The following is a 12,866-nucleotide window of genomic DNA, read 5'->3' as shown; positions in this document are numbered from 1 at the left end:
TACAGCGTGCGCCTGCTCAACCGGGGCCGGTTGAGGCAGCGCCACAGCCGCGCAAGAGTCCACCGCCCCGGCCGGGCCGGCAGCGCGGCGATCCGCCCCCGTCAAGCGCTCCCCGCCCAGACGGGGGCGGCCCGGGCGGGGCCGGTCGGCCAGTCCTGCCAGGCCCTGACGGTTGAAGCGGCCGATCCATCGGCGCACCGTGGCGGCGTCATAGCCCCCCGACATCGGTGAGCGGGAGGTGTTCATCCGCCTTGACCATCGAACCGGGCCTGGCCGACACCATCCTCAGCGAACTGCGCGCCTCGGGCGGCGGGTACGAAGTGGGCGTGTTGCCGCTGCTGTCGCAGACCATGCTGACCGTCTGGGAACACCGCGACGGCGACCGGCTCACCAGCCGGGGATACGGCCGCACCGGTGGGTGACCCACGCGGTGGCCACCAGCGCCGAAACCGCCTACACCGGCCTGGCCCCGGACCGGCAGGAGACAGCGCGGCGGGTGTTCGAACGGTTGACCGCCGTCACGGCCGATGGCGCCCTGGTTCGCCGTACCGTCGAACGCGTCGCCCTGCCCGCTGGCCACTCTGCGGCCGAGCGCGCCGCGGTCGAGGAGGTGCTGGAGGTCTTCGCCCGGCGACGGCTCATCGTCGTCGACGCCGACCGGGTGCAGATCGCCCACGACGTGTTTAGCCGAGGAAGCCGTCACCCGCTGGCGGGCCGACCCCAGCCGTTACGACGGATTCGACCTGCCCAGTTCCGCCGAAGAGCTCCTGCACGCCAGCACCCGCGCCGCCACCCGGACCCAGCGCCGCCGACAGAGTTTGGTCGCCGCATTGGCCGGGCTGCTGGTGGTCACGGTCATCACCGCGGTAACCGCAGTCCGTTTCGGGCGCGACGCCGACCAGCAGCGCACGTTGATACTCGGCCAGAATGTCCAGATCCTGCCCCGGCATGCCGCCGCCTACAGCGACAGCGAATCCGTCGCCGACGACCCTGCACTCTCGGCGCGACTGGCCGCCGCCTGGGCGATCTCCAAGATCGACGAAGCCTCAGCGAGCATGGCCTCCCTGCTCAGCCGACCCCAACGCGCCACTCTGACCGGCCACACCGGCTGGGTGAACTCCGTGGCGTTCTCTCCCGACGGAACCCGGCTGGCCAGCGGCGACGACGGGACGGTGCGGATCTGGGATGTCGCGCTTCCGCAGGATCTCCTTGGCGCTGTGTGCGCCATCGCAGGCCGCGGATTCACACCAGAAGAATGGCGGCAGTACATCCGCGATGCACCGTACCAGCCCACCTGCCCGGCATCCCGATAAAGCTGGGCTGTCGTGTGGACACCTTGAGTGCCGGATGATGGAAATCCGGAGACAAGGAATTCCACGTGGCGATGAAGTCGTATCCGCCGGAGTTCAAGGCGGACGCCGTCGCGTTGTACCTGTCTGACCCGGCGCGGACGTACGCGTCGGTGGCCCGGGACCTGGGTATCAACCGCGAGACCCTGCGCCTGTGGGTGAAGGAGGCGGCCCGCGCGGACGGCACCGCCGGGGCGAAGAAGGCGGGCCCGGCCAAGAAGCCTGCGTGTCCACACATCGGGGCAAACCCCCCGACACTCTTGGCCTGCTGCTGGCGGTCATGGTGCGTCCAGCCGGAATACAGGACCGGGCCGAGGCCAGGAGTTTGTTGCTGGGGCTGTATCTGTCGGGCGCGTTCCGGGTGGTATTCGCCGATCAACCGAGCCCAAATCAGGCGGAATCTACAGGATCAAACACCCACCGAAGGGAGACGTCCTGGACAGGGTCCGGCGGCCCACGCCGTTCGTGTGGAAGAAAAGCGCGGGGGAATCCCGAATCGCATGAATCTGTCGGTGAATTTCAGGCGTATGGCACTGGTCGCCGTACAACCCCACGCTTCGCCCGATGATCAATCACAGGCGCCTGATAAACCATTGGAAGCCCTTGTAGAGGACGTCGACTCTCAGCGGCGGTTGGCCGATCGTTTGACTGCCGAAGTAGATATCGGAACTTCCTTCCATTTGGAAGTCCAGACGGAGCTCCACTTTGATGATCAGGACGCGGGATGGATTCAGCTGGAACTCCACCCGGGGGAAGGGCAGGAATCCGGGGAACTGGAAGAAGCCCAGTTCACCATCCTGAGACAGGTGGAACAGGTTGCGATGGTCGTGTCCTTCCGCGATCACGTTCCCGGTCGGCCCGTCCAGCACGATTTGGGCCAGGTGCATCCAGCACTTGGACCAGTTGTCGCCCCACCACCAGCCGGTGTCCCCGGCGATCCGCCGGGTCACGTCGCAGTTGGGGGTGGAGACGAAGCGGCCGGGGCCGCCTGGCGGCATCCGGGCCGGATCCAGCCCGAACTTCGAGGTGATGAGCAGGTTTCCCTGCCAAAGGTCACCGTCTCGCCAGCTGATCTGGCCACGAAGGTGCAGGGCGTCAGACTCGAAGGCGGCTTGCATGCCGGGGCGCCCCGGCAGGAAGACCGTGCTCTCTCCCCACCACATCTCGCCGACACTTCGCGTGAAGGGCTCCTGCGGGCCTGAGACGTATTCGGGTGCCACGGTTGCCGAGGTGTCGGCAGCCTGTGTGTCGCTCTGCAGAGTCTGCAGGTCGTGGCGAGCCTGAAGCCAGTAGTCGTATTCTTTTTGTACACCTAGCTGGTCGACCATCGCCTCTACCAGGTGCTGCTTGGCCTGGGTGACCCGGCCGCGAGGCTGCGTCTGCGATCGCAACTCGGCGGCCAGTAACGGTTCCTCCCGGCGGCGAGCGACCTGGACGGCCTCGAAGATGGGATCGTCTGACAGTCCTTCCGCCTCTGCGTGCACACGCGGAAGGGCGTCATCCGCTACCGATGTTGAACTGCTCATGATCACTCCTTGATCGAGTGTCGACTGCGCAGATTCTTTTATCAAGGATACATCCAGTTCTTCTGCGACAAAGATAGGAGATTTGCTAGTTTTACCGCACTTCGACCCGGATTTTCCCTGATATACTGGTTTACCATTCAATATTAGAAGCGTGAGATTCTCCATCTTCGACGTGTAGAGCAGCGGCAAAGTAAGGGTAACGAACCAAGGCGCCGCCGAGGCCTTCTCGAAGGAAAACTTGAAAGCGGAAGATGTACGGTGGCGTACGCTCACGAAGCTTGAGCGATGAAGGGCAGAAAGTATGCCGGATGCTGGAGCGCCCGCCGTCGCCTTTGGTTGCGTCCATCTCCCTGTACGACGGCGCGGGTCTAAGTTCGGTGTGGTACCCAACGGCCCCCTGGCATCCAACACGCGAGTCGTGACTCGGTGATGTGGTACGGCCTCCTCTTTTCAGTCCTCTACTCAGCGGGCCCAATGGCATGCTTCGTACCTTCTTACTGAAGCTTTCAGGGGCACCTCGGGTAATCACTCGGAGCGTGAGCATTCAATAACGCATCGGATGCATCGGAATTTACCTGTGTGAGCGGTGATGTGGTCGAGCACAGGCCGTACTCCAGCGAATGATGGCACTGAGAGACCGACGCTCTCCCTGGAGGGCGCGGCATCGCTCGGTCAGCGGGCGGCCGCGAGGCCACTGCATGGTGCGAGCGGTCATCAAGGCGATCCAGACCGGGCGCAGGCCGGGTTCCGGAGGCGCTACCTGACACAAGCCCTTAGATCGTCGTGCCGACGCACAGCATTGCAGTGCTGGGCCTATAGGCGCGCTGGACCTGTAGAGCGATGAGCGGTTTCGCCAGGACGCCGAGCAGATCACAGCCCAGCATTGGGCGAACTTTTCGGTGACGAGACGATGCAGATCTGGCACGAGGCGATCGCCAGACACTGTGCGGCCGGGACCACAGGCACCGTGCCGCGCGCTGACCGCTGGTCCGCAAGCCAACCGCACGCTCGCGCTTCAGCCGATGTGACCTGGGAAAACTCCTCTGAGCGGGGCTGGCCCTGCCTTCGCGGGGCTTCGAGCCCGAAGAAGCGATCGATCATCCGGTACGAACCCGGCAAGCTCGGGGTGCGCGGCAAAGCCAGGGATAACGGGGGCTTCAGGTGAAGACGATAAGGGAGTACGTCGAGGCAGGGATCCTCGCATCAGAGGACCTCAAAGACGCGTTGCAACTGGCGATGCAGTTGGAGTTCGCCACGATCCCGCCGTACCTGTGTGCGGAATGGTCTGTCAAGAACATCTCCCACCACGCCAGGCGCACTCTGCATCGGGTGGTCATCCAGGAGATGCGCCATTTCGCACTGGCGGGGAACCTGCTGACGGCGGTCGGTGGCACGCCGTCACTGGCCCACCCGGGTTTTCTGCCCGTCTACCCTGCTGACGAGTTGCCCGGCGGCATCCCGCAGCAGCTACCGGTTGAGCTCAAGCCGCTGGTCAAAGAGCAGATCGCGGTGTTCATGCAGATCGAGCACCCAGACTTTCCACCTGTGGGCCGCTTGCTGGCTCAGCCGCCGACGATCGGTGCCTTCTACGACTCGATCAAAGAGACGTTCCGAATGAACCCTCCCAAGATCGATCCGAACGCCCACGCGGTGAAGGTTCCCTCCGCTCGACCGATCCGGACCGTCGCCGACGCGATCGAGACGATCGACCGGATCAAGATCGAGGGAGAGGGGGTGCCCGACTCACCCAGCGCGCCCACCGGTGAGAGCACAAGCCACGCTCACTACTACTTGTTCAAGGAACTGTACGTGCAGCGGCGGCTGATCAAGGTCGATGGCGAGTGGAGCTACAGCGGCGAGTCCATCACTTTGCCCGAGGTTCATCACTTCGAGCCCTCTACGGCCGAGCCGGACCTGTCGCTGGAGTTCCGTCGCGTCTTGACCCGGCTCCTGATCGACCTGGAGTCCTGCTGGACGTCGGGGACGGATGTGAACGATGCGGCGATGTCCACGATGTTCGAGCTGCAGGGCGCAGGCGAGGTCCTCATCGAACGCGGCATCCGCCCGGAATTCACCTGGATACAGCCGCCGGATTAGGAGGGCTGCCGACCGACGTGTCACCAACCGCAAAACACGATGATCTCCTTCGTGACCTGGCGTAATGGTAGCCGCCTCGGGTTGAGTCATGCCCGATCCGGGTGAGGTCGGCGTCGGTGACGCCGGCGATGTACCACCAGCCAATCGATGGCCTGCGATGGAACAGCGCGCGTCATACCGAGGGGACCGCCTTGGCTGCCGAGGTCTGCCTGGGGCTCTCCACCACAGAAACGAACGTTTCACCGCGATACATCGCCTCCCGCTCCGCCCGCCGGACCGATAAATTCTCAGCCGTTCTTCTCCGCAGCGCGCAACACCCCTGGCCGATCGGCCAGAAAATCGCAGTAACCTGGCCGTCCGATGCCTCGCAATGGGAAGGCCCTCTCAAGTCTCGTTAAATAATTAGCCGAACGAGTTTCCCGGAAAGCAGTCGCGGAAACGGAACACAATGCATGAGGATTGTCCGACCGCCAGCCAGAGGGCTAAGTCATGGAAAATCAAAAACACGTCGTGGGAATTCGCACAGCCGGCGCACTGGAGTCAGAATTCTACGAGGGCACCGTAGAAGAGATCGTAGAATATGTTTCGCAGACCGACCCGGCTTCCGCAGCCAAGATTCAGTCCGTCGAGGCCCGCCTCGCATCCCTGGCCCAAGCGGCCAGTGACCCTGACAAGGCCGTCGAGTTCTACCAGTTCCAATCGATTCGAGCCAAGGCCGACGAACTCCTCGCGCGAGAACTAGAGAAGCGGTCGCCCGACGAGCACCAGCAGCTCATCGGCGAGTGGCATCAGACGTATTCAATCGGAACCGCGATTCTCTACCACGGCTACAACTTCACGGGGCGAGCAGTTCCATTCACGCTTACATGGCCCAATTTCAACTGGTGGCCGTACGACTGCAACGACGCCGCGTCATCGGTAAAAGGCTGGGGTGTAAACGTTCTTTTTGAACACGCCGGGTACCGAGGCCGCCGCTTCTACACCGTAGGTGTTTACGCAGAGTATCCAGACCTAAGGCTGGCGGGGTTCGACAACCTTACTAGTTCGATCATTGCCGCCTGAAAATGCCATACCCGGTCCACTGTCGAGGTGGAAACCTACGGGCGGCCTCGTAGAGGACCGCCCGTAGGTGGGAAAATGCCAGGAACCAGCCACCGACACCTTCTAGATTATCGCCTTCCACCACCCGCGAGAGAAGGTGATGCTCAGGGTCTCCGGGTGTCACCAACTCGATGGAAATGCTGAATTCATCACACAGGCCCTGAAGCGCCCACAGCCAACCGCCCCTCAAAACGCTGCGTCCCGGCGACGGGCCGTCCCTGCACAGGCTGGTCGACAGGTCGTCCGAACGCTCGGCCTACCTGCGGTTCTTCACCGGAGGCAAGGCCGGCGCCCACGCCTACATGGACCGCGTCACCGAACCGGACCACCCGGGCCGCGTCCTGGTCGCCGCGGTGGACGGCGGCCTGGTGACGGTCGCGGAGTACGTCCCCGGTCAGGACGGCGACGCCGAACTCGCGATCCTGATCGACGACACGATGCACCACCGTGGTCTGGGCACCCTGCTGGTCGAGCACCTGGCGCTGGAGGCCGCCGACGAGGGCGTGCGCGAGCTGGTCGCCGAGGTACTGGCCGACAACCGCCCCATGCTGCGGGGCTGCCCACTCGGCGGGCCTTCCGCGACGGGCCGCCATCCGAACCGCACTCTCCGATCTGCTACCCGATCAAGGAGCCCCTGCCTCCGGGCCATGACCACCGCCCTGAGCTGCGCGTCAGTCCTTACGACGTTGTCGGCTATTGATGCTCGGGCGTCCTGGCCTGGGGCTTCGGCTGGTGGGTGATTCAGCAGGCCGTCGCGCTGACGAGCACGAACTCGGTGCTCGACTTGCGGCGAGTAGTCCGCTGGGCGGCCCGGTCGGACCAGACCGGCGACGGCCCGGTGGGTCGCCGGGTAGTTGCTCGCGGCGTCTGAGGAAGCGTTGCAGCGGACGCCACTGCTTATGCTCGGCATTGGCGTGCTCGACACAGATCCGCCGCGAGGACTGCCGGCGGATCTGCTCACGCCATGCGTACTGTTCACCGAGCGGGGCGTCGTCCTCGTCGAGGCCCTTCGGTTTCTTTGGCGGCGCCGAGATCTGGTCGGGGAACTCGTTGGCCAGCACCTCGTAGCCTTCGTCGACCTCGGCTTTCACAGTTGGGTGCCGGCGGAACAGCTCGGCAATGCCTTCGGTGCGCAGACAGGTCTGGCCGTGTATCCGGCCGGGCCGGTCGGCCCCGGACCACAGGGTGCGGTCTTGGCCGTCGCTGATCGTGGTCGTCTTGGCTGTGTTCTGCTTCTTCTTGCCGGACACGAACGCGCAGCGTCCGGGCCGGTGGGCCTTGGGACGGCGCACCTGGGTCTCAGTGCCGTTGATTCGCAGAGTGACCCGCTCGGCCCGGCTGGGGCGCCTAGGATTTTCCGGACAGTCGGCTTGTGGGTTGAGCCTACGCGGCGGTTTGGGATGAGTAGTGCTCGGTGAGCACCTCCGGCGGAGGCCGGTAGCCGACGGCTGAGTGCAAAAGCCGCCGGTTGTAGAAGCTTTCAATGTAGCGGATGACCTGCTGCTTAGCCTTGGCGCGGGTGGCGAATACGAAGCGGTCCAGCCACTCGGTTTTGATCGCGGCGAAGAACGACTCGGCCATCGCGTTGTCGTAGCAGACACCGGTTCGGCCGACCGAGCGGCGGATCTGCAGGTTCACGCAGAACCGGCCGAAGGCGTCACTGGTGTAGTTCGAGCCGCGATCGGTGTGGAAAACCGCGCCTGGTTCGACCAGGCCGGTGCCGAGCGCCATGCGCAGGGCATCTTTGACCAGCTCGGTGCGATAGTGCTCGGCCATCGCCCAGCCCAAGACGGCCTTGCTGTGGCAGTCGATGACGGTGGCCAGGTAGAGGAACCCTTCCCAGGTGCGGATATAGGTGATGTCGCCGACCAGCTTGATGCCGGGACGAGGCGTGGTGAAGTCCCGGCGGACCAGGTCGGGGATGCCGCGGAAGTCGCCCTGGACGGTGGTGGCCGGCCGGAAGGTCCGTGCCTGGACCGGGACCAGGTGGAGTTCGCGCATCAGCGCCCGGGCCAGTTCCGCCGAGCAGTGTTCCCCGGTTCGGGCCAACGCGGCGTGCACGCGACGGTGGCCATAGGTCTGGTGGCTGTCGGCGAAAATGGCGGTGATGAGGGTCTTGAGGTGCTCGCGTCGCTGGGCGGTGGCCGAGGCGGGGCGGTCACGCCACTCGTAGTAGCCCGAGCGGGATACCCGTAGCCATCGGCACATCCGGACGATGCTGTGGTTGGCCTTCTGCGCGTCGATCAGCTCGTATGTGGCGAGCGTCATCGCGTCTCGGCGGCGAGGAAGGCGGCTGCTTTTTCAGGAACGTCAGCTTCTCGCGCAGCTCGGCGTTCTCGCGTTCCAGCTCGCGGATACGAGCTCGTTCCGGTCCGGACAGCGGTTGCTCGGTCTCGGGGTGGATGGCTTTGTGCATGTTGACCCAGCTGCCGAGCGTAGTGGGATTCATGCCGAACTCGCGGGCCACCGAGGCGACCGTGCGGGGGCCGTCCAGCACCATGCGGACGGCTTCCTCCTTGAACTCGGGCGAGAACTGCCTGCGACGTCGCGTCACGTACTTACCTCTTCCAGGCTCTCTGTCAGGTTATGTTCCCGACTGTCCGGAAGCTGTAGAGCACCTCACCTGTGTTCGCTGGCGTCGACGTTCTTGCCATGATTGTCTTCTTGCGCGTACCCAGTGCTGCCTTGTTCCCAATGGGTGCTCATGGTGCACCAAGGCTTCACCACGCACTCAACGGGATCCCCATTGGGCATGCCCTGCGGTCAACGCATCAGGCCCCTCCGCTCGGGGCCTTGCCGCCGGCCGCGAACGAGCGCGCGGCTTCCTGTACTCGCTACCCGTCAGATGGTCCTCGCCGTGGCGCAGGCAGAGTTCGTGCATGTGGCGGAACGAGACGACGGCCGCGATGACCGCCAGGAGAGCGACGCAGGCGATGGTCGTGCGCTGGATCCGGCGCGTCCGGGCCGTGGCCGCGCTTCTGCCCGACCAGCGGAAGGCCGATCATCCGGCCGCTTCCGCCCGGTTCGAAGGACAGAAAACGTGATCAATGGAGTGTTACCTCAGCCGGCCATGCCCTCATCGCGATCATGCACGAGGTCGTCAGCGCTCGTAGAAGATCTTGTCACTGGCGCCGTTGTAGTTCTCCACGACTAACTGGTCATGCCGCGAGGTGTTCCACATGGGTGGGAGTGGCGAGGTTACCCAGGCGGAGCAGCCCACTCCTACGGTTGGCCCATGACCACCGAACGCGCCACGGCGCTGACCGATCTGATGGACAAGGAGGAACTCCGCGGCCTGCTGGTCCGGGGTTGGCGAGCTCTGGACCACAAGGACTACGACACCTGGATCGGGTGCTGGACCGAGGACGCCGAGCTGGCCTTCGGCCCCTGGGAGCCTCTGCACGGCGCCCGCACCATCAAGGCGACGGTGATCGAGGCGGAGGATTCCTACGCCGCGATGTTCCACTACCTGCTCAACACTCACTTCGAGATCGACGGTGACCGCGCCACCGGCGTCGGCTACATGTTGTTCGTCGGCGTCCCCGACACCGCTGAGGCGGATGCTCATTTCGACATGGGCGGCTCTTACACCTGGGAGTTCGTCCGTGCCGACGCCGGTTGGCGGGTCGCCAGGCAGCACCTGACCATGTCCTGGACCTCGGGCGTCGACAGTCTGGGATCCTTCTCGTGACCGCCGGTCCGCTGGCCGCTTTCCTGCGGGCCAGGCGCGCCGCCGCCGACCCTCAGGAGCACGGCCTGCCCGTGGGGCAGCGCCGTACGCCGGGGTTGCGCCGGGAGGAGGTCGCCATGCTGGCCGGGGTGTCGACCAACTACTACATCCGGCTGGAGCAGGGTCGTGACCGCCGCCCCTCGGCCCAGGTCGTCGAAGCCTTGGCCGTGGCGCTCGGGCTGAGCCCGGACGCCGCCGACCACCTGCGTACCCTGGCCGCCCCCACGCCACGGCGGCCTCGCCCCGGCAAGGGGGAGTACGCCGACGCGTCGCTGATACAGCTCATGGACGGCTGGCATACCAATCCCGCGCTCATCTTCGACCGGTACCTCAACCAGCTGGCCGCCAATCCGCTCGGCGAAGCGTTGTTCTCCTGGGCGGGAGAGCAGGACAACCTGGTCAAGGCGGTCTTCCTTCTCCCCGCCGCCCGTGCCTTCTACCTGGACTGGCCGATGATCGCCGAGAGCTGCGTCGCGGCACTGCGCGCCGGCGCCGGGCACGATCTCGATGATCCCGCCCTGGTGGCGCTGGTCGGCGAGCTGTCGTTGAAGAGCGCCGACTTCGCCCGCCTGTGGGCGCGTCACGACGTGCGTAACAAGGTCTCCGAGATCAAACGCTTCGACCACCCCGTGGTCGGGGAGCTGGAGCTGAGCTACCAGTCCCTGACCGTCAACTCCAGCCCCGGCCAGCAACTGGTCGTCTACCAGGCCGACCCGGACAGCCCCGCGGCCACCGCCTTGGCTCTGCTGGGTAGCCACCACGCGAGCACCACTACATCGGCTACCGCCGAGAAGGAGCACTTATGAGCGTCTGGTTCGTCACCGGAGCCTCCCGCGGCTTCGGCCGTGAGATCGTCATCGCCGCGCTGGAGGCCGGTCACCAGGTGGTGGCCACCGTCCGCGACCCCGGCACCGATGGTCTTCCCCAGGGGTACGGCGAGCGCCTGCTGACCACCCGTCTCGATGTCACCCACAGCAGGCAGGTCGAGGCGGCCGTGGCCGAGGCGGTGACCGCTTTCGGCCGCATCGACGTGCTGGTCAACAACGCCGGGTACGGCCTGCTCGGCGCGGTGGAGGAGACTTCGGATGCGGAGGTGCGCCGCCTGTTCGACACCAATGTCTTCGGACTGCTGTCCGTCACCCGCGCGGTCCTGCCGATCATGCGTGGCCAGGGCGCCGGCCACGTCATCAATCTGTCCAGCGTCGCGGCCATCTCCACCGTGGCCGGGCTGTCGGCCTATGCCGCCACCAAGCACGCGGTGGAGGGCATCTGCGAGGCGCTGGCGGAGGAGGTCAGCCCGTATGGCGTGAAGGTGACCTCGGTGCAGCCCGGCAGTTTCCGCACCGATTTCCTCAACGCCACCAGCTTCCGGCATGCCGAACGTCCCCTGCCCGCCTACGACGGCACCGTCCGCGCTCTGGCCGCTCATCTGGAGGACAGGCGCGGCAACCAGCCTGGAGATCCGGCGGCGGCCGCCAAGGCGATCATCTCGATCGCGGACGCCGACCAGGCACCCGCGAAACTGCCGCTGGGCAGCGACTGCGTAGCGGTGCTGGACGGCATGCTGCGCGCCCGGGCCGAAGAGCTGGCCGTCTGGCGTGAGCTGGCCACCTCCACCGACTACGACGCCGCCTGAAGCGATCCACAAGGGCGACCACGCCAGAACCGACCACTGCCACGATCGCCCTGGTGAGCTCGGCCCCGTCGACCCCGGTGGGGCGAGCGGGAGCCTGACTGGAGATGCCCAGCTCGATGGTCCGCAGATCGACGCCGTATTCGCAGGCGACGCCGACCGCCGTGGCGTCGCTGGTGGCCCGGCCCCGCCGATGCGCCGGCACAGGATGTCGCGACCTCATCGCGGCGCAGCCCCGGTGTCCAGCAGTGTGCACCACCGGGAAACCTGACCTCTTCGGGGCGCACGTGGCCTGGCACGCAGCGCACCGCCGATATCTAGGGGAGCTTGTCCACGGCTTCCGTCTCGGATGACGTCACCGGCGCGACCGGTACGGTCAGCGCGGGAACGGCATGGCCGGGCTCGCCGTACAGGCGGCCGGCGAGCTGGCCGTGCAGGGTCGTCAGCCGCTCGATCCGCTCGCCCAGAACGGCCAGCCGGTCCTGGGCCACGCGCATCGCGGTGCCGCACACCTCGGGGTCGACGACCGTGAAGGTCGCGGGCACCGGCCGGTCGAGCAACTCGGCGAACAGGCGGATGTCCTCCACGGTGAATCCGACTGCCTGCAGTTCGCGGATGTTGCGCACCCGGGCGATGTCGTCCTGACCGTAGTCGCGGTACCCGGCCGCGGTGCGCGGTGCCTGAAGCAGTCCTTCTTGTTCGTAGTAGCGCAGCGCCCGCGTCGTGGTGCCCGCAGCGCGTGCCGCCTGCCCGATCCGCACTCTTGAACCCCCGCTCTACAGCCTCACCACGACGGTACCGGTGTGCGCACCGTCCAGGAGCCCGGCCAGTGCGGCGCCGGCCTGCTCCAAGCCGTGGAAAGCCGTGTGCGGCACGGCCAGCAGGCCCTGTCGCGACCAGGCCTCGACCTCTCGCTCCGCCCGCTTCAGCGCCGCGGGGTGGTCGCGCGGGGTGAACCCACGCAGGGTGATCCGTTTGGCGATCAGCGTCGTGAGGTCGATCTCGACCTGGTCTCTGTGGGAGTCCAGAGTGCCGATCGCCATGATTCGCGCGCCGGGGTTGGCGACCTCCAGGACGGCCCGCGTCTGCGCTCCGCCCGTCAGATCCAGGTACACGTCCACACCTTCGGGCGCGGCACGGTGCAACGCCGCGACCAGATCCGTCTCCGTCCGGTCGAAGGCCGCGTCGAATCCCGCCTGTCCGGTCAGCCACGACAGTTTTCCCGCCGAGGCGCTGCCCACCACCCGACCGGACCCCAGCCGCCTGGCCAGGGTGCTCACCACCGAGCCGATCGACCCGGCGGCGCTGGAGACGAACACCGTCTCTCCTGCGCTCATAGCTCCTAACAGAATGATCTCCGTTGTGGTTTGATCTCTCGCTGTAATGACAGTGGGAGGGGTGAGCGGGTTGGCGCGGCTGAAGCCGTGGGA

At 65.9% G+C, this 12,866-nt stretch carries 14 protein-coding genes and 3 pseudogenes; 10 read left to right on the top strand and 7 right to left on the bottom strand.

The annotated features are described in order from the left end of the window. Positions 1 to 210: pseudogene (locus ABZ463_RS41290) on the bottom strand (helix-turn-helix domain-containing protein); the annotation flags it as partial. A gap of 17 nt (positions 211 to 227) precedes the next feature. On the opposite strand from ABZ463_RS41290, the pseudogene ABZ463_RS41285 reads away from it, so the two are divergent. From ABZ463_RS41285 to ABZ463_RS41275, 3 genes and pseudogenes are all read left to right on the top strand, one after another. After that, positions 228 to 625 (top strand): annotated as a pseudogene (locus tag ABZ463_RS41285) (hypothetical protein); the annotation flags it as partial. Between the two features lie 205 nt (positions 626 to 830). Then, complete coding sequence (locus ABZ463_RS41280; RefSeq protein ID WP_362785603.1) at positions 831 to 1,313, top strand: WD40 repeat domain-containing protein; 483 nt, start codon at positions 831 to 833, stop codon at positions 1,311 to 1,313. Positions 1,314 to 1,384: 71 nt separating this feature from the next. Beyond that, positions 1,385 to 1,474 (top strand): annotated as a pseudogene (locus ABZ463_RS41275) (transposase); the annotation flags it as partial. Between the two features lie 447 nt (positions 1,475 to 1,921). Here the strand turns inward: ABZ463_RS41275 and ABZ463_RS41270 are convergent. Beyond that, positions 1,922 to 3,064: a hypothetical protein gene (locus ABZ463_RS41270; protein WP_362785609.1), complete on the bottom strand. Its 1,143-nt coding sequence runs from the start codon at positions 3,062 to 3,064 to the stop codon at positions 1,922 to 1,924. 972 nt (positions 3,065 to 4,036) lie between these two features. Here ABZ463_RS41270 and ABZ463_RS41265 point away from each other — a divergent pair. From ABZ463_RS41265 to ABZ463_RS41255, 3 genes are all read left to right on the top strand, one after another. Further along, positions 4,037 to 4,972, top strand: coding sequence for a ferritin-like protein (locus ABZ463_RS41265; RefSeq protein ID WP_362785601.1), 936 nt, complete (start codon positions 4,037 to 4,039; stop codon positions 4,970 to 4,972). Between the two features lie 510 nt (positions 4,973 to 5,482). Beyond that, positions 5,483 to 6,034, top strand: coding sequence for a hypothetical protein (locus tag ABZ463_RS41260; RefSeq protein WP_362785598.1), 552 nt, complete (start codon positions 5,483 to 5,485; stop codon positions 6,032 to 6,034). A gap of 341 nt (positions 6,035 to 6,375) precedes the next feature. Next, a complete protein-coding gene (locus ABZ463_RS41255) occupies positions 6,376 to 6,813 on the top strand; it encodes a GNAT family N-acetyltransferase (protein WP_362785595.1) in 438 nt (145 codons plus the stop codon). Here ABZ463_RS41255 and ABZ463_RS41250 read toward each other — a convergent pair. The 3 genes from ABZ463_RS41250 to ABZ463_RS41240 form a co-directional block, all read right to left on the bottom strand. Continuing rightward, entirely contained in the window at positions 6,745 to 7,557 is an 813-nt protein-coding gene (locus ABZ463_RS41250) for a transposase family protein (RefSeq protein ID WP_362785592.1), read from the bottom strand. The genes ABZ463_RS41255 and ABZ463_RS41250 overlap by 69 nt on opposite strands. Further along, positions 7,457 to 8,627 (bottom strand): IS3 family transposase gene (locus tag ABZ463_RS41245; RefSeq protein WP_362785589.1). Its coding sequence is split into 2 segments (ribosomal slippage): positions 7,457 to 8,368 and positions 8,370 to 8,627, totalling 1,170 coding nucleotides; the frame shifts between segments, so codons are not numbered across the junction. The genes ABZ463_RS41250 and ABZ463_RS41245 overlap by 101 nt, the downstream gene beginning before the upstream one ends. A 177-nt stretch (positions 8,628 to 8,804) precedes the next feature. After that, positions 8,805 to 8,981, bottom strand: a complete 177-nt coding sequence (locus ABZ463_RS41240) for a hypothetical protein (protein WP_362785606.1) — start codon at positions 8,979 to 8,981, stop codon at positions 8,805 to 8,807. On the opposite strand from ABZ463_RS41240, the gene ABZ463_RS41235 reads away from it, so the two are divergent. The 4 genes from ABZ463_RS41235 to ABZ463_RS41220 all read left to right on the top strand — a co-directional run bounded on the left by ABZ463_RS41235 (position 8,953) and on the right by ABZ463_RS41220 (position 11,439). Continuing rightward, positions 8,953 to 9,117, top strand: a complete 165-nt coding sequence (locus ABZ463_RS41235; RefSeq protein ID WP_362785586.1) for a hypothetical protein — start codon at positions 8,953 to 8,955, stop codon at positions 9,115 to 9,117. The two genes, ABZ463_RS41240 and ABZ463_RS41235, sit on opposite strands and share 29 nt — an antisense overlap. 191 nt (positions 9,118 to 9,308) lie before the next feature. Then, the gene (locus ABZ463_RS41230; RefSeq protein WP_362785583.1) at positions 9,309 to 9,764 is read left to right on the top strand and encodes a nuclear transport factor 2 family protein; all 456 of its coding nucleotides are present in this window, start codon (positions 9,309 to 9,311) and stop codon (positions 9,762 to 9,764) included. Further along, entirely contained in the window at positions 9,761 to 10,609 is an 849-nt protein-coding gene (locus ABZ463_RS41225; protein ID WP_362785580.1) for a helix-turn-helix transcriptional regulator, read from the top strand. Before ABZ463_RS41230 ends, ABZ463_RS41225 begins: the two co-directional genes overlap by 4 nt. Continuing rightward, positions 10,606 to 11,439 (top strand): oxidoreductase, encoded by an 834-nt coding sequence (locus ABZ463_RS41220; protein WP_362785578.1) that lies wholly within the window; start codon positions 10,606 to 10,608, stop codon positions 11,437 to 11,439. Before ABZ463_RS41225 ends, ABZ463_RS41220 begins: the two co-directional genes overlap by 4 nt. 314 nt (positions 11,440 to 11,753) lie before the next feature. Here ABZ463_RS41220 and ABZ463_RS41215 read toward each other — a convergent pair whose 3' ends face one another. Together ABZ463_RS41215 and ABZ463_RS41210 are read right to left on the bottom strand one after the other, a co-directional pair. Continuing rightward, entirely contained in the window at positions 11,754 to 12,197 is a 444-nt protein-coding gene (locus tag ABZ463_RS41215) for a MerR family transcriptional regulator (RefSeq protein ID WP_362785575.1), read from the bottom strand. 15 nt (positions 12,198 to 12,212) lie between these two features. Further along, positions 12,213 to 12,773, bottom strand: a complete 561-nt coding sequence (locus ABZ463_RS41210; protein ID WP_362785571.1) for a zinc-binding dehydrogenase — start codon at positions 12,771 to 12,773, stop codon at positions 12,213 to 12,215. Positions 12,774 to 12,866 lie beyond the last annotated feature (93 nt).

Source organism: Streptosporangium sp. NPDC020145 (assembly GCF_040631275.1).
GTDB lineage: Bacteria > Actinomycetota > Actinomycetes > Streptosporangiales > Streptosporangiaceae > Streptosporangium.
This window is presented reverse-complemented; position numbering and strand designations above follow the sequence as displayed.